At 61.5% G+C, this 15,764-nt stretch carries 14 protein-coding genes and 1 tRNA gene; 5 read left to right on the forward strand and 10 right to left on the reverse strand.

The features are described from left to right. Nucleotides 1-6 precede the first annotated feature (6 nt). The 10 genes from BM079_RS14195 to hemA all read right to left on the reverse strand — a co-directional run bounded on the left by BM079_RS14195 (nucleotide 7) and on the right by hemA (nucleotide 11,038). Nucleotides 7-1,374: a glutamine synthetase family protein gene (locus tag BM079_RS14195; protein WP_090135363.1), complete on the reverse strand. Its 1,368-nt coding sequence runs from the start codon at nucleotides 1,372-1,374 to the stop codon at nucleotides 7-9. Nucleotides 1,375-1,445: 71 nt separating this feature from the next. Further along, nucleotides 1,446-2,516 (reverse strand): ABC transporter substrate-binding protein, encoded by a 1,071-nt coding sequence (locus tag BM079_RS14200; RefSeq protein WP_090135365.1) that lies wholly within the window; start codon nucleotides 2,514-2,516, stop codon nucleotides 1,446-1,448. Nucleotides 2,517-2,579: 63 nt separating this feature from the next. Next, a complete protein-coding gene (locus tag BM079_RS14205) occupies nucleotides 2,580-3,374 on the reverse strand; it encodes an ABC transporter permease (protein WP_090135367.1) in 795 nt (264 codons plus the stop codon). A gap of 9 nt (nucleotides 3,375-3,383) precedes the next feature. Then, nucleotides 3,384-4,298 carry an ABC transporter permease gene (locus BM079_RS14210; protein ID WP_090135369.1) on the reverse strand — a complete coding sequence of 305 codons (915 nt, stop codon included), beginning with the start codon at nucleotides 4,296-4,298 and terminating at the stop codon, nucleotides 3,384-3,386. After that, entirely contained in the window at nucleotides 4,295-5,470 is a 1,176-nt protein-coding gene (locus BM079_RS14215; RefSeq protein ID WP_090135371.1) for an ABC transporter ATP-binding protein, read from the reverse strand. Before BM079_RS14215 ends, BM079_RS14210 begins: the two co-directional genes overlap by 4 nt. A gap of 66 nt (nucleotides 5,471-5,536) precedes the next feature. Further along, a complete protein-coding gene (locus BM079_RS14220; RefSeq protein ID WP_090135374.1) occupies nucleotides 5,537-6,808 on the reverse strand; it encodes an NAD(P)/FAD-dependent oxidoreductase in 1,272 nt (423 codons plus the stop codon). Between the two features lie 215 nt (nucleotides 6,809-7,023). Continuing rightward, nucleotides 7,024-7,773 (reverse strand): HesA/MoeB/ThiF family protein, encoded by a 750-nt coding sequence (locus BM079_RS14225; protein WP_090135375.1) that lies wholly within the window; start codon nucleotides 7,771-7,773, stop codon nucleotides 7,024-7,026. Then, nucleotides 7,770-8,654: a peptide chain release factor N(5)-glutamine methyltransferase gene (prmC, locus tag BM079_RS14230; protein ID WP_090135377.1), complete on the reverse strand. Its 885-nt coding sequence runs from the start codon at nucleotides 8,652-8,654 to the stop codon at nucleotides 7,770-7,772. Before prmC ends, BM079_RS14225 begins: the two co-directional genes overlap by 4 nt. Before the next feature lie 24 nt (nucleotides 8,655-8,678). After that, the gene (gene prfA / locus BM079_RS14235; protein ID WP_090135379.1) at nucleotides 8,679-9,770 is read right to left on the reverse strand and encodes a peptide chain release factor 1; all 1,092 of its coding nucleotides are present in this window, start codon (nucleotides 9,768-9,770) and stop codon (nucleotides 8,679-8,681) included. Next, nucleotides 9,767-11,038 carry a glutamyl-tRNA reductase gene (hemA, locus tag BM079_RS14240; protein WP_090135381.1) on the reverse strand — a complete coding sequence of 424 codons (1,272 nt, stop codon included), beginning with the start codon at nucleotides 11,036-11,038 and terminating at the stop codon, nucleotides 9,767-9,769. Before hemA ends, prfA begins: the two co-directional genes overlap by 4 nt. A gap of 264 nt (nucleotides 11,039-11,302) precedes the next feature. On the opposite strand from hemA, the gene BM079_RS14245 reads away from it, so the two are divergent. The 5 genes from BM079_RS14245 to BM079_RS14265 all read left to right on the forward strand — a co-directional run bounded on the left by BM079_RS14245 (nucleotide 11,303) and on the right by BM079_RS14265 (nucleotide 15,753). Then, nucleotides 11,303-13,099 carry a tetratricopeptide repeat protein gene (locus BM079_RS14245; protein WP_175489716.1) on the forward strand — a complete coding sequence of 599 codons (1,797 nt, stop codon included), beginning with the start codon at nucleotides 11,303-11,305 and terminating at the stop codon, nucleotides 13,097-13,099. Then, complete coding sequence (gene lolB / locus BM079_RS14250) at nucleotides 13,096-13,728, forward strand: lipoprotein insertase outer membrane protein LolB (RefSeq protein WP_090135386.1); 633 nt, start codon at nucleotides 13,096-13,098, stop codon at nucleotides 13,726-13,728. The genes BM079_RS14245 and lolB overlap by 4 nt, the downstream gene beginning before the upstream one ends. Further along, nucleotides 13,725-14,630 (forward strand): 4-(cytidine 5'-diphospho)-2-C-methyl-D-erythritol kinase, encoded by a 906-nt coding sequence (gene ispE / locus BM079_RS14255; RefSeq protein ID WP_090135389.1) that lies wholly within the window; start codon nucleotides 13,725-13,727, stop codon nucleotides 14,628-14,630. Before lolB ends, ispE begins: the two co-directional genes overlap by 4 nt. Before the next feature lie 33 nt (nucleotides 14,631-14,663). After that, nucleotides 14,664-14,738 (forward strand) — tRNA-Gln (locus tag BM079_RS14260). A 73-nt stretch (nucleotides 14,739-14,811) separates the two neighbouring features. Further along, nucleotides 14,812-15,753 carry a ribose-phosphate pyrophosphokinase gene (locus BM079_RS14265; protein ID WP_175489717.1) on the forward strand — a complete coding sequence of 314 codons (942 nt, stop codon included), beginning with the start codon at nucleotides 14,812-14,814 and terminating at the stop codon, nucleotides 15,751-15,753. Nucleotides 15,754-15,764: the final 11 nt, after the last annotated feature.

The raw sequence follows: 15,764 nt of genomic DNA on the forward strand, positions 1-15,764 counted from the left end.
CAGCGCCTAGACGCGCAGCAGCAGATGCTCCCTCTCCCAGGAGCTGATCACCCGGTAGTAGGCCAGATGTTCGGCGCGCTTGACCGCCAGATAGCTCTTGACGAAGCGCTCACCGAGCACCTCCGCCAGCGCGTCACAGGCGTCGAGGGCATCGAGCGCCGGCCCAACATCGTTGGGCAGAGCAATGCCGCCGTTCCAGGCGCCGCCACTCAAGGGCGGACGCGCCGTCAGCTGCTGCGTCATGCCCAGATAGCCGCAGGCCAGCGAGGCGGCCATCACCAGGTAGGGATTGGCATCAGCGCCGGGCAGGCGATTCTCGACCCGCGTGGCTTCGGCATTGCCGACCGGCACCCGCAGCCCCACGGTACGGTTGTCATAGCCCCACTCCACGTTGGTCGGGGCCGAGCCGCCATATTCGTTGGGCATCAGCCGCCGCCAGGAATTGACGTTGGGCGCAAAAAACGGCATCGCCGCCGGCATGTGGGCCTGCAACCCGCCGATGTAATTCATGAAGAGGTCACTGGGCTGTCCGTGGTCACCGGCAAACAGGTTCGCCCCACTGCCAGCCTCCACCAGGCTCTGGTGTAGATGCATGGCGCTGCCCGGCTCGTTGGCCATGGGCTTGGCCATGAAGGTGGCGTACATGCCGTGACGCAGCGCCGTTTCGCGCAGGGTGCGCTTGAAGATCACGACCTGGTCGGCTAGATAGAGCGGATCACCGTGCTGGAAGTTGACCTCCATCTGCCCGGCACCCTCCTCGTGAATGAGGGTATCGATATCGAGCTGCTGCGCCTCACAGTAGTCATACATCTCCTCAAACAGCGGATCAAACTCGTTGACCGCATCGATGGAAAACGACTGTCGACCGCTCTCCTGCCGACCGGAGCGCCCGATCGGCGGTTCAAGCGGATAGTCCGGATCGGTGTTGGCCTTGACCAGATAGAACTCGACTTCCGGGGCCATGACCGGCTTCCAGCCGCGCGCCTCATAAAGGGCCAGCACGCGCTTCAAAACGTGACGCGGCGCGATCTCGACCGGCTCGCCGTTCATGTAATAGCAATCGTGAATGATCTGGGCGGTGGGATCTTCCGCCCAGGGCACGAGATAGGCGGCTGCCGGGTCGGCAATCAGCTGCATGTCGAGTTCAGCGGCATTCCAGAAGCGCAGCGCCTCGTCATCCGGATATCCGCCGGTGACCGACTGAATGAAAATCGAGTCCGGCAGCCGCGGTCGACCGCCGTTGAGATACTTGCCGGCCGGCATGATCTTGCCCTTTAAAATGCCGGTCAGATCGCTGACCAGACACTCGACCTCGGTAATGCGATGCTCTTCAAACCAGTCCGTCAGAACCACCGGATGATGCTTCAACGTCATGTCGGTCTCCCCTGCCAAACCCGACCCTGCGCACAAAAAAGGGCTGCCCGCCGGCAGGCAGCCCGTGACCCTCAGCGCGACTGTACCTCGTTCCACAGCTGCTGATAGCGCTGTAGATCCTTGCCGGACAGCGTCGGCGTGAATTTCAGCCGCGCCATGTCTTCATCACCGGGCAGTGACGGCGGCTGCTGAAGCACTTCGTCAAGATGCTCGACGGCCGCCTGGTTGGGCGTGGAATAGAAGGTATAGTTGGAGAGCTGCGCACCGACCCGAGCGTCCAGAATGAAATTGATGAACTTGTGCGCCAGCTCCGGATGCGGTGCGCGTGCCGGAATCGCCATCGAGTCGACCCACAGTTCGGAGCCCTCCTCGGGAATCACGAATTCGGTGTTGGCGTAGCCTTTCGGATCGTCATCGCGGTACTGCAGGTAATCACCGTTGTAGGTCACCCCGAGGGCGTTGACGCCACGCGAGACCTGGCCCAGCACCGGTGTGGAGTCGGTAAAGCCGGTGAAGTTGCGCCGATGCTTGGTCTTGAGCATCAGTTTGGCCGCGTTGACCATGTCCTCCTGCGCGGTGCAGTTGTAGGGCTTGCCCAGAAACGCACAGGCTGCGCCGAACATGACCTGGCCATCCTTGAGCATCGAAAACGGCTGGCTGTCGTTGACCGATTCGTCAAAGATCATCGACCAGCTCGGCTTTGCCTCCGGAAAGGTGTCGGTATTGATGATCAGCCCGGTAGAGCCCCACAGATAGGCCGCGGTGTACTGATTGTCCGGATCAAAGGGCGGGTCGACAAAACGCGCCATCAGGTTGGACATATTGGGCAGCTGTGACTTGTCCAGCGGCTGTAAAAGCCCCGCCTCGATCATGCGCGGTACGAAATAGTTCGAAGGCACCACGATGTCATACTGTGACGCCCCGCCGGCCTGCAGCTTGGAGAACATTTCGCCCAGCGAGCCGTAGTAGTTCTGCACCACTTCAACGTCGTATTTCTTTTCAAACGCCTCGATGATGTCCGGATCCATATAGTCGGTCCAGTTGAACACATAGAGGCGTTCAGCCGCGCCGGCCTGGCCGGAAAACATGACGGCGGCCACGGCGCCGGCCAGCAGCGCCGGGCGGGGTGAGAAAAGAGTCATTGGCAGCTCCCCTGAATGATTCTGTGTCGTGATGTTGCGGTTTTTATGAGACCGCCGCCCCGCTCAGGCGCGACGACGGTTGAACAGCAGACTGAGTATGGCCACCAGCGCCACCGAGGCAATCATCAGCGTGGCAATGGCGTTGATCTCCGGTGAAATGCCGCGTCTGATCGCCCCCCAGATATAGATCGGCAGCGTCGCGCTTTCAGGCCCCGCCGTAAAGAAGCTGATGACGAAATCATCCACCGAGAGCGTAAACGACAGGAAAAAGGCCGACAGAAGCGCCGGTTTCAGCGTGGGCAGGATGAAATGAATCATTCGCTGCCCGGGACTGGCATACAGATCCTTCGCCGCATCAAAAAGCGTCGCATCCAGCCCCACAAAGCGGGAGTAGACAATCAGCGCCACGAACGGGATCTGAAAGGTGACATGTGCAATCACCATGGTCGCAAGCCCCGGCGACAGCAGCCCGGTCAGTCGATTGATCTGCACGAAAAAGGCCATGTCGGCGATGCCAAAGACAATGTCCGGCATCACGATCGGCAGATAGATCAACACGATCAAAAGCCCGAGTTTTCGGGCGCGATGGCGATAGAGCCCATAGCCGATCATCGCGCCCAGAATGACGGCAATGATCGAGGAAATGACCGCCAGCAGCAGCGTATGGCTGATGGCGTTGATCACCACATCGTTGTGCATCAAACGCTCATACCAGCGCAGCGAAAAGCCGCCCCAGCGCGCCGAGGTATTGATGCTGTTGAATGAAAACACCATCACCACCAGCAGCGGCGCGTAGAGAAACATCAGCGTCAGCCACCAGAAAACGGCAAGCCCCTTCCTGAAACTCCGGTTTTGCATGCCGTTCTCCTAGATCACCATCTCGGTACCACCACCCAGGCGGCGGCCCAGACGACGCAGTATCACAAGCCCCAAAAGCGTTGCCAAAAGCATCAACAGCGCCCCGGCCGCGCCCAGCGGCCAGTTGGCCGCCTCGCCGAACTGGCTGGCCACCAGATTACCCAGCATCTGCGAGCGCCCGCCGCCCAGAAGCTCCGGAATGACGTACATGCCAAAGGCCGGAATGGCAACCAGCACCGACCCCGCCAAAAGCCCTGGCAGAGTCTGCGGTAAAACGGCAACAAAAAAGGTCCGCAGCGGCGAGGCATAAAGATCGCGTGCGGCCTCGATCTGGGCATGATCGAGCTTCTCGAACGCGGCATACAGCGGCAGCACCATAAAGGGCAGAAAGTTGTAGACCAGCCCCAGCGTGACGGCGAAATCCGAGGGAAAAAGCCCCATGTTGGGCGCGATCAGCCCCATTTTTTCTGCCAGTGTCGACAGCGGCGTGCCCGGCGAGAGCAGATTCATCCAGCCAAAGGCGCGAATGACCTGATTGGTCCAGGACGGTACCACCACCGCCAGCAGCATGATGGCGCGCAGCCGCGGCCGGCACATCGAGATATACCAGGCGATCGGATAGGCCACCAGCACGACCAGCCCCAGCGAAATGAGCGACTGAAAGATCGAGCGCCACAGCGTATAGAGATTACCCGGGCTCCAGCCCAGGAATCCGAAGCCGGCCAGGTTGCGAAAGGCGTCCAGCGTCAGCGGCATCTGCGGCTGGCCGAAGCCACCATTGGTCATGAAGGCCACCGACATCAGATAGGCGCTGGGCAATACCAGAAAGATGAAGATCCACAGCGCGCCCGGCAACACGCTGATCAGGAGATGACGGGTTTCCCGGCGACGACGTCGCCGCCAGACCACATCCACCTGGCTCATGCGCCCTCCTCGTCATCGCCTAGCATGATGACGTCTTCCGGATAGATCTCGACTTTTACCTCATCGCCAACGCGAAAGAGCCGCTCGCCGGTGTTGGAAATCTCGGCGATCAGCTCGCTATGTTGCTCGTCGTTCTGGTGAGACAGGCGATATTCAACGTTACTGCCGCGGTAAAAGCGCTCTACCACCCGGCACATCAGGGTATTGAGCTGCTTGCCCGGCTCCACGCTCGGCGCGCCGGGCGAGGTCAGCTCCAGGGTTTCCGGGCGAATCAGCGCGACTTTGCCCTCGTGGTGATCTTCGGTCTCCAGCGAACCGATCGGTGTGGTGACCGTCATGCCCGCTCGAGCTGTGATCGGGAACAGATTGTCATGACCCATGAAGCGCGCCACGAACAGGTTGGCCGGGCGCTCGTAAACCTCCTGCGGCGTGCCAAGCTGCTGAATGATGCCGTCGTTCAACACTGCGATACGATCGCTCATGACCATGGCTTCTTCCTGGTCATGCGTCACGAACACAAACGTCATGCCCAGCCGCTTCTGGGTACGCAGAAGCTCAACCTGAAGCTGGCTGCGCAACCCGGCGTCCAGCGCCGAGAGTGGCTCATCAAGCAGCAATACGTCCGGCTCGCAGATCAATGCGCGGGCCAGTGCAATCCGCTGACGCTGCCCACCGGAGAGCTGATCAACACGGCGATCGACCAGCGAGCCAAGCTTGATGAACCCGGCGATCTCCACCACCTTCTGCTCACGCTCGGCGCGTGCCATGCCGCGCATTTTCAGACCAAAGGCGATGTTGTCGCGCACCGACAAATGGGGGAACAGCGCATAGGATTGAAACACCGTATTGACGCTGCGCTTGTGGGGCGGCGTGTCGGTGACATCCACCCCACCAATCGAGAGCGTACCGGCACTGGGCTCATCAAGCCCCGCCAGCATGCGCAGCAGCGTGGTCTTGCCACAGCCGGAAGGCCCCAGCAGGGTAAAGAATTCGCCGGCGCGGATATCCAGATCCACGCTCTCCAGCGCCACCACACCGCCGGGGTACTCCTTGCGAATCCCCTTCAGGCTGATGGAAGATGCTTCGCGCGCCGCACTGCCATCGCTACCCGTGGTGCTCTCGACTGATAAAAAAGGCCCGCCGGGTGCGGCGGTCGGTGAGCGTTCTGCCATCGAACAGGGTCCTCCTGAAGCTAATTTGTCGTTGTCATGCCGGTGTCAGTTCTGACGTATTACCGCCTACAGCCGATCCCTTAACCGATAAAGGGTCGTCGCCAGCACCAGCAGGGGCGTTCGAAGTCTCGAACCACCCGGGAAATCGAGATGTTTCATACCGGCAAACAGATCAAAGCGCTCGGACTGACCGGCGACGGCCTGCGCCATCAGCTGCCCGGCCAGCCCCGCCAGCGCCATGCCATGCCCGGAATAGCCCTGCACAAAATGAATATTGTGATCAAGCCGACCAAAATGCGGTGCCCGGTTACGCGTAATCGCCACCCGGCCGCCCCAGCGATACTCTATAGACACATTGTCAAGCGCCGGGAAGAGTTCATGCATCTTTCGCTGCATGAGTTCAACCAGACCGCGCGGCTCGCGCCCGCTGTAGCTGACCTGACCGCCGTAGAGTAACCGACGATCCAGCGAGAGCCGATAGTAGTCCAGCACAAAATTGGCATCCGAGACAGCATCACGGCGTGGCAGCGTTTTCGCCACCTGAGCCTCTGACAGGGGCTCGGTGGCAATGATGTAATTCACCACCGGCATGATCTTGTGCTCGATCTCGGGCACCAGTCCGTCCAGATAGGCGTTGCCCGCGATCAGTAGATGGTCACAATCGATCTGCCCCTGCCCGGCGCTCACCCGCACTGTTTGACCTCGCGCCACGTCCTGGACACGGCTGTGTTCATGAATGACAGCCCCGGCACGCTGTGCCGCGCGGGCCAGCCCCAGCGTATAATTGAGCGGATGCAGATGCCCCGCTTCACGTTCATATAGCCCGCCCAAATAGGCGTCGGTGACTACATGGTGGCGCAGCGCGTCGCCTTCCAGCCACTCAAGACCGTCATAGCCGAAGCGCCCGGCCATCTCATCACGCCAGAGTTTCATCGCCCGCTCATGACGCGGTTTGATGGCAGCATGCACATAGCCGCGAGAATATTCACAGTCGATCCCGTGACGCTCGATCAACGACTCGGTCAGCCGCACGGCCTCACGGCTCATCGCCCAGATATCACGCGCCGCGTCATGCCCAAGCGATTTCTCGATCACGGAAAGATCCGTGCCCAGCCCCGGCAGAATCTGACCGCCACTGCGCCCTGACGCCCCAGCCCCGATCTCACCCGCCTCCAAAAGGGCGACCCGATATCCCCGCTCGGCCAGATGCAGCGCCGCGCTGCACCCCGTCACGCCACCGCCGATAATCACCACATCGAAGCGCTGCGCCCCGCTTAAAGGCGCCGTGTGCTCCAGCGTGAGATTGCGGGAATGGGCATACCAGGAGTGCTCGCTCATCGGGACAGCTCATCAGGGCGTGTAGAAAAGTATTATGGTGGGAAAATGCAACCGGCGGCCATGGTGCGGCGCCAACCCCGGAAGATTTTTTGACGCGATCAGTCACGCCCCCCCGGATAAAGTCCTGCCACCCATGTGGCCTGCGCTATTTTCCAGCGGCTGTGCGCCAGACATAAAAAAGCCGCGCCTGAAGCACGGCTTTTACGAAGCGTTTTTTACCGGCGCGACTGACACACCGGACAGTGAGGATCACGCCCCAGCCCGAAGTGCCGCCAATGTCCACTCAGACCGTCAAAGGTGGAGAGGCCCTTCTGAGCGGTTCCGCTGCCGCTCAGTAGTTTTAACGCTTCAAGTGCCTGATAGCTGCCAATCATGCCGACCAGCGGGGCAATCACACCGCTTTCCGCGCAGGTCAGCTGATCTTCAGCGTCACTGTCACCGTAAAGGCAGGCGTAACAGGGCGCAGCAGGGTCGCGAAAATCAAAGACGGCCAGCTGACCCGAAAAACGGATGGCCGCACCGGAGACCAGCGGTGTACCCGTCGCAACACAGGCGCGATTGATGGCGTCGCGACTCTCGAAGCGGTCCGTGCAATCGAGCACAACGTCGGCATGTTCCACGGCATGCGCCAGCGCCTCGCCCTGCAACCGCTCGGTGAAGACCTGAGTACGGCAGTGGCTATTGATGGTTGCAATGCTGCCAGCCGCCGACTGCGCCTTGAAGTGGTCGATATCCGCCTCGCCGTGGGCAATCTGGCGCTGAAGGTTGGAAAGATCGACCCGGTCATCATCAGCCAGCGTCAGTGTCCCCACGCCTGCAGCGGCCAGATAGAGCGCGGCCGGTGAGCCCAGCCCGCCCAGACCAATGATCAGCACATGGCCTTCCATGAGCCGAATCTGGCCCTCGTAGTCCAGCTCGTTGAGCATGATCTGGCGGCTGTAGCGTAGAAGCTGCTCGTCGTTCATGGGCCCTCCGGGCGTGAATCATCGGATATTGCCGCAGGCCACTGCCCGAGGCTGACGCGCTCGCGTCCGCCAAGGTCCTGACAGGTCTCGACACCCCGATAACCGGCCTGAATCAGTGCCGCGCGCACGCCTTCACCCTGCTGGTAGCCGTGTTCCAGCAGCAGCCAGCCATCGGGGGTCAGAAAACCACGGGCGGTATCGATCAGATGCAGCAGATCGGCCATGCCGTTGTCTTTCGCCACCAGCGCCGAGCGCGGCTCGAAGCGCACGTCGCCCTGCCCCAGATGCACGTCGTGCTCATCGATATAGGGCGGATTGCTGACGATCAGTTCAAAGCGCGACGAAGGGTGCAGTGCGGAGAAGAAATCGCTTTCTTCGAGCCGAACATTGGTGATGCCCAGCGCCTCGGCATTGCGTCGCGCCAGCGCCACCGCTTCTGACACGATATCGGTACCGGTGACCTGCCAGCCAGGGCGCTCGACGGCCAGCGCCAGTGCAATGGCGCCACTGCCGGTACCGATATCCAGCGCATGCCCGGCGTTGGAAGGCATACGCAAGAGCGCCTGTTCGACCAGCGTTTCGGTATCAGGACGTGGAATCAGAGTATGCGGTGACACCGCCAGTCGCAGGCCAAAAAATTCCCGATAGCCCAGCAGCCAGGCCACCGGCTCCCCCTGCTCACGCCGCTCGATCAGGGCATGAAATCGTTCCAGATCAAGCGCATCGACCTCGCGATCCCCCCAGGTATAGAGCCAGGTCCGCGAACGCCCCAACACGTGAGCCAGCAGCAGCTGAGCATCAAGATGGGGCGTGGCCGCTCCGCCCGAGGCGTGATGAGCAAGGCGCGCTACCGCCTCTGACAGAACCTGATCAATGCGCATGACAGTTTTTTTCAACCATTCCCGTCAGCCATTCTCACCAGTCATGGCCGCCAGCTGGTCAGCCTGATATTCATGCACCAGTGGGTCGATAATGTCGTCCAGCGCACCAGTCATGACCTCACCAAGCTTGTAGAGCGTCAGATTGATCCGGTGATCGGTGACTCGGCCCTGCGGGAAGTTATAGGTGCGAATGCGTTCGCTGCGATCGCCCGAGCCGACCAGCGAGCGGCGCGTGTCGGACTGCTGCTGCTGATGAGCGCTTTCGGCGCTCTGCTTGAGGCGCGCCGCCAGCAGTGACATGGCACGTGCACGGTTCTTGTGCTGGCTGCGCTCGTCCTGACACTCCACCACCGTGCCGGTCGGCAGGTGAGTAATGCGGATCGCGGAATCGGTCGTGTTGACGTGCTGACCGCCGGCGCCGCTGGCGCGAAAGGTATCGACGCGCAGGTCTGCAGGGTTGAGCTCGACTTCGGCCACCTCGTCGGCCTCGGCCATTACGGCTACCGTACAGGCCGAAGTATGGATGCGCCCCTGGGACTCGGTCGCCGGCACTCGCTGTACACGATGGGCGCCGGATTCAAACTTGAGCCGGGCGTAGATGTCACCGCCGGCCACGCGAGCGATGATCTCCTTGAAGCCGCCCTGCTCGCCGTGACTGGCACTGATGGTTTCCATCTTCCAGCCGCGGCTTTCGGCGTAGCGCGAGTACATGCGAAAGAGATCGCCGGCAAAGAGCGCGGCTTCATCGCCGCCGGTGCCGGCACGCACTTCAAGATAGACACTGCGCTGATCGTCTGGATCCTTCGGAATCAAAAGCTGCAGCAGCTGCGGTTCAAGTGCCTCGAGCTGACCATCGATTTCAGTGATCTCGTCATGGGCCATGGCGCGCATGTCGGGATCGCTATCCTCGAGCATCTGCCGGGCGCTGTCGCGGTCGGTCTCAAGGGTGCGATAGCGCGCCCACTGCCCCACCAGCGCTTCCAGATCGGCATATTCGCGCGAGTAGTTGCGAAACCGGGTCTGGTCACCGATGACGCCCGGGTCGGAAAGCAGCCTGGAAAGTTCTTCAAAACGTTCGGCAAAGCCGTCAAGACGGTCTCTGAGCGAGGCCTTCATGGCGTTTCCCGGTGCAGCGCGCTGTCGTCGATCAAGAGTTCCTCCGCAGCCTGAATCAGATCCACCCGCTCGGCGCCGGAGGCCGCGCGAATGCGTGAAGTGGTGCCGTGCAGCAGCCGGTTGGTGAGCTGCTGCGTCAGTTTCTGGATCACCCGTTCCGGGTCCTGTCCCCGCGACAGGGCAGCCAGCGCTTCCGCCTCGGCCTCGGCGCGCAGGCGTTCGGCCTGGTGACGATGGCGCCGGATCAGATCGCCGGCGTTTCGCACCCGAAGCTCGTGCTGCCAGGCCGACACGTTGGCCAGAATCATCTCTTCGGCTTGGTCGGCGGCGGCCTGACGGGAGCGCCGATTTTCACTGATGACCTCGTTGAGATCGTCAATCGTGTACAAAAAGATGTCATCCAGCTCGCCCACCTGCGGTTCGATATCCCGCGGGATGGCAATGTCCACCATGAAAATCGGGCGATGCTTGCGCGTTTTCAGCGCCGACTCGACCACGCCCTTGCCGAGCAGTGGCGTCGGGCTGCCGGTCGAGGAGATCACGATATCGGCACAGACCAGCGCGTTTTCCAGCTCGTCCAGCCCGATCGCCACGCCACTGACCTCATCGGCCAGCGTCTGGGCGCGCTCGCGCGTGCGGTTGGCCACGATAATGCCCTGAATGCCGGCATCGCGGAGATGGCGCGCGACAAGTTCGATGGTTTCGCCGGCGCCAATCAGAAGCGCCCGGGACTGACGAATATTGTCGAAGATGCGACCGGCCAGATTGACCGCCGCATAGGCCACCGAGACCGGATTTTCACCGATGCCGGTTTCGGTACGCACCTGCTTGGCCACCGCAAAGGTGTGCTGGAAAAGACGCTCGAGCTCGCTGCCCAGGGTGTGATGGGTTCTGGCCATCTGATAGGCGCTCTTGATCTGGCCCAGTATCTGGGGCTCACCCAGCACCATGGAGTCCAGGCCACAGGCGACGCGCATGAGATGACGTGCCGCTTCGCCGTCACGATGCCAGTGTGCGCAGTCCTCCAGCGCTCTCACGGGCAGACGGTGAAAGTGGCCGAGCCATTCAAGCATCAGACGCTCGTCGCCGCCCTCGAGTCGACAGTAGATCTCGGTTCGATTGCAGGTCGACAGGATGACGGCTTCCTCGACCTCATCAAGAGCGGTCAGATCTTCAAGCGCCAGTGCCATCTGACTGGAGGAAAAAGCGACCTGCTCACGTACCTCAAGGGTCGCACTTCTATGATTGATGCCTAGGGAAAGAAGCATCGTGATACCGTGTTGGCTATAACGTTCGTGTAGAACGCTGCGACATGACTGGATAATGTGTCAGGTATCCGGGTCTGTCAGGTCAGGTCCGTTATCAGTGATACAGTGCGCATGTCGTGCCATGGAAAGCGCCAGTGGATGGCGCTCTATCATGGTGCTCGCACTTCATTGCCGTGCATTCTAACATAGCGCCGGACGCCATGGGATGTAACGCTTTGATCGGCGTTATAGCCTTGCCTGGTTTTGCCATCAATGAGGACACGGATGCGTCAACGCACACTATGGCTATCGATGTCAGCCCTGCTGCTGCCCCTGGCATTCTGGCCGGTATCTCCTGCGATGGCCGACGATCAGGCGATACCTTCGGATGCCGCCCCCCGGACAAAGAACTCGGCCACTGCACCGGGTCTTGACGGCGCCACTTTCGGTGCGCTTCTGGGCGCCGACATTGCCGCACAGCGCGGCGATACGGGTCTGGCCGCAAGAACCTATCTGGCGCAGAGCGAACGCCACGACGACATCACCCTGGCGCGCCGGGCCACACAGATGGCGCGCCTGAGCCGTGACCCACGGCTGATCGTGGCCGCCGCCAACCGCTGGGCAGCGCTGGACAACGAAAGCGCCGCTCCGCGACGCATTCTGGCGGCCGCGGCGGCCGAGCAGGGTGAGTGGACCACCGCCATGGCACTGCTGCTGGAAGTCGATGCCAGCGGACAGGACGCCGAGCTCGAGGCGTTTCTGGAAGACGCCATTACCAGCGGCGCCAGCGCCGAGGAGCTGCTGGCACCGCTTGAAAACTACATCAAGCGTCATCCCGACCATCCCCATGCGCTGATCACGCGTGCCCTTCTTCTGTCGCTGCAGGGTAATAACGACGAGGCCGGCCATGATCTTGAACGCGCCGAGGCGCTGGATGACAACCTGCCGGCCCTCTGGCTGGCCCGCAGCCAGATCGCACTGGATCAGGATCATCCCATCAAGGCGCTTGAATACGCCCGGCGCGGCCACGGGCTCGCCTTGCAGGACAACCGCTTCATTCTGGCGATGGCGCAGGCCAATCTCGCCATGGACGATGTTGATGCGGCCGAGAAGCAGTTCAATACCCTGATGCAGAGCATGCCGGACAACCTCCAGCTGCGTCTGGCGCTGGCACGGCTCTATCTGCGCAATGACCATCCTGACGCCGCACGGCGACTGCTGATGCCGGCCCTGAAGGATGATATTCCTTCACCGTCAGGCGAGCTGTACATGCTGGCAGGTGCAGCCAGCGAAAAGCTTGATGATATCGATCAGGCATTGAAACTGTATGCTCGTGTGCCCGAAGGCGATCATTTCATGGCTGCGCGTGTACGCGGCGTTCAGCTGCTGGCCGAGTATCAGCGTGTGGATGACGCACTGGAGTGGCTGCACGCCCAGCAAGATGATTATCCCGATCAGTCTGCCGCCCTGACGGAAATTTCCCTGTCACTGCTGGATCAGAACGACCAGCGGGCGCGAGCCGATCAACTACTCGAAAGCGCCATCCAGGCGCATGCCCCCGATAACGACGATCTTCTTTATATACGAGCGATTCGTGCCCTTGAGCATCAGGATCTCAAGGCCATGGAGCGTGACATGCATACCCTGCTCGAGCGTAATCCCGACAATGTCGATGCGCTCAACGCGCTGGGTTATACCCTGACCGAGCAGACCGATCGACATGAAGAGGCGCTCGGACTTCTGAAACGCGCCTACAGGCTGGCACCGGACTCGGCACCGGTCATCGACAGTCTGGGCTGGGTCCACTTTCATCTGGGTCAGCTGGACCAGGCCATCGCATTGCTCAAGCAGGCCTACGCCCTGATGCCGGATGAAGAAGTTGCCGCCCATCTGGCAGAAGCACTCTGGGCGAGCGGTGACACCGAACAGGCGCGTCGCATCATTGCTGGCGCCACGACGCGCTTTCAAAACCACCCGACCATTGATGACCTGCTGAGCCGCTATCCGCTGCTGGCACCGCTCAGTCCGCTTCCCGAAACCACGACTTCAACGACCATCCCTTCCCCGGAGAAAGACTCATGACATCAGGCCCTGCGACCGGTCGCACGCTGCGATTTCTGACCCTCGCCCTGATCCTTTTACTGGCCGGCTGTGCCACCCAGGCGCCATCGCAAATGGAGGATCGCCACCCGGGCGACTGGCGCGCGCAGCAGTCCCGGCTTGAAGCGCTCGATACCTGGACGGCGGCCGGCAAGGTCGGCATCCGTACCCCCGAAGACAGCCAGAGCGCCAATCTCGACTGGACCCAGCGCGCCAGTCAGTATCGCATCTCGGTCAGCGGCCCCTGGGGCACCGGCCGCAATACGCTGGAAGGGGACGGACAGAAAGTCACGCTGACCAACGGCGACGGTACCTTTCAGGCCGCCACGCCGGAGGCGCTGATGGCACAGCAGATGGGCTGGTCGCTGCCGCTGTCCTCGCTGGTGTACTGGGTACGCGGCCTGCCCGACCCGCGCGCCCCTCACAGCATGAGCGAAGATGATGCTGGCTTCCCGGCCACGCTGGATCAGGCCGGCTGGCATATTGACTATCGCGACTGGTCCCGGGCCGATGGCCTCTGGCTGCCGCGCAGGCTCGTCATGACCTATGACGACATTCGCACCACGCTGGTCATCAATCGCTGGCAGCCGGAGCAGGCAGAGCTGCCATGAACAGCCCCACCTCGCTGACTCTGCCGGCGCCGGCCAAGCTCAACCGCATGCTGCACATCGTGGGCAGACGCAACGACGGCTATCACGAGCTGCAGACCCTGTTTCAGTTTCTGGATGACGGCGACACCCTGCACTTTCGTCTTCGAGAGGATGAATCCATCTTTCTCTCGCCGCAGCTTGCAGGCGTCAGCGCCGAGGACAATCTGATTCTGCGCGCCGCCCGACTCCTGCAGGCCAGCGTCGATCGTCCGCTGCCGGGTGTGGAGATCACCCTCGACAAAAAGCTTCCCATGGGCGGCGGTCTGGGCGGCGGCAGCTCCAATGCTGCGACCACGCTGCTGGCGCTCGACCATCTCTGGCAGCTCGGACTGGACACCAATCAGTTGGCCATGCTGGGGCTGTCACTGGGTGCAGACGTCCCCGTGTTTGTCCGCGGCTTTGCGGCCTGGGGAGAAGGTGTCGGCGAGCGGCTGGTGCCGGCGGCGCTGGATACCCCCTGGTTTGTGGTGATTCATCCGGGCATAAGCGTATCGACAGCCGGCGTTTTCGGGCATCCGCAATTGACACGCGACACCCCCTTGATTAGTATGTCGCGCGCCCTGCAGGGAGGCCACAACGACTGCGAGGCCGTGGTGCGAAGGCTCGAGCCGGAAATCGGCGAGGTCATTGACCTGCTTCGTCAGTACGGACCCGCCATGCTGACCGGAACCGGCGCCTGCGTTTTCTGCCCTCTCGAAAGCGAGACGTCAGCGCTTGAACTGGAAAGGGAGATACTTTATGGTATCGCTCGGCATGCGTACCCGGATCGCTGGAGCGTTTTCAGGGCACGCGGTTGTAACATCTCTCCTCTGCACCAGGCTCTGAACAGGCTTCAGGTATCATCGGATACCGGAGTATCATGAAGCATCAGCGTCAGTGCTTGCATCAAAGGTTACTGGGGTATAGCCAAGTGGTAAGGCACCGGTTTCTGGTACCGGCATTCCCAGGTTCGAATCCTGGTACCCCAGCCATCTCTTTTCGATGTCACTCACGTCTGACTTCACACCACCCCGATTTTCTACAAGCGTCCAAAGGTGGCTGCGCGTGTCTAAACTGATGGTCTTTGCGGGGAACGCCAACCCCGAGCTTGCCCGCAAGGTGGCCGAGAGCCTTGATAACCGCCTGGGCCACGCCACGGTCGGTCAGTTCAGCGATGGCGAAATCGCGGTCGAGATCAACGAAAACGTGCGCGGCAAGGACGTTTTTATCCTTCAGTCGACCTGTGCACCGACCAATGACAACCTGATGGAACTGATCCTGATGGTGGATGCCCTGCGTCGGGCCAGCGCGACCCGTATTACTGCCGTGGTTCCCTACTTCGGCTATGCCCGCCAGGATCGTCGCGTGCGCTCGGCGCGCGTACCGATTTCGGCCAAGGTCGTTGCCGACATGATGGTCAAGGCCGGCGTCGATCGCGTCATGACCATGGATCTGCACGCCGACCAGATTCAGGGCTTTTTCGACGTGCCGGTCGACAACGTCTACGGCTCGCCCATCCTGCTTGATGACATCGAGCGTCAGAATTACGACGACATCGCCATCGTCTCGCCCGACGTTGGCGGTGTCGTTCGCGCCCGCGCCATCGCCAAGCAGCTCAACGCAGATCTTGCCATCATCGACAAGCGTCGCCCATCGGCCAATCAGGCTCAGGTGATGCACATCATCGGTGATATCAAGGACCGCACCTGCGTGCTGGTCGATGACATGGTCGATACGGCCGGCACCCTGTGCAAGGCCGCCGAAGCGCTCAAGGCGCACGGCGCCCGACGCGTACTGGCCTATTCGACGCACGCGATCCTGTCGGGTCCGGCGGTCGACAATATTTCAAAATCCCAGCTCGATGAGCTGGTCGTTGCTGACACCATTCCGCTTGCCGAGCACGCCCGTCGCAGCGGCAAGATCCGCCAGCTCTCGGTGGCCGGCCTGATCGCCGAGGCGATCCGTCGTGTCAGCAATGAAGAATCCGTCAGCGCGATGTTCCACTGAACCCGCGCCGG

It is taken from the genome of Kushneria avicenniae (assembly GCF_900112585.1).
Classification (GTDB): Bacteria; Pseudomonadota; Gammaproteobacteria; order Pseudomonadales; family Halomonadaceae; genus Kushneria; species Kushneria avicenniae.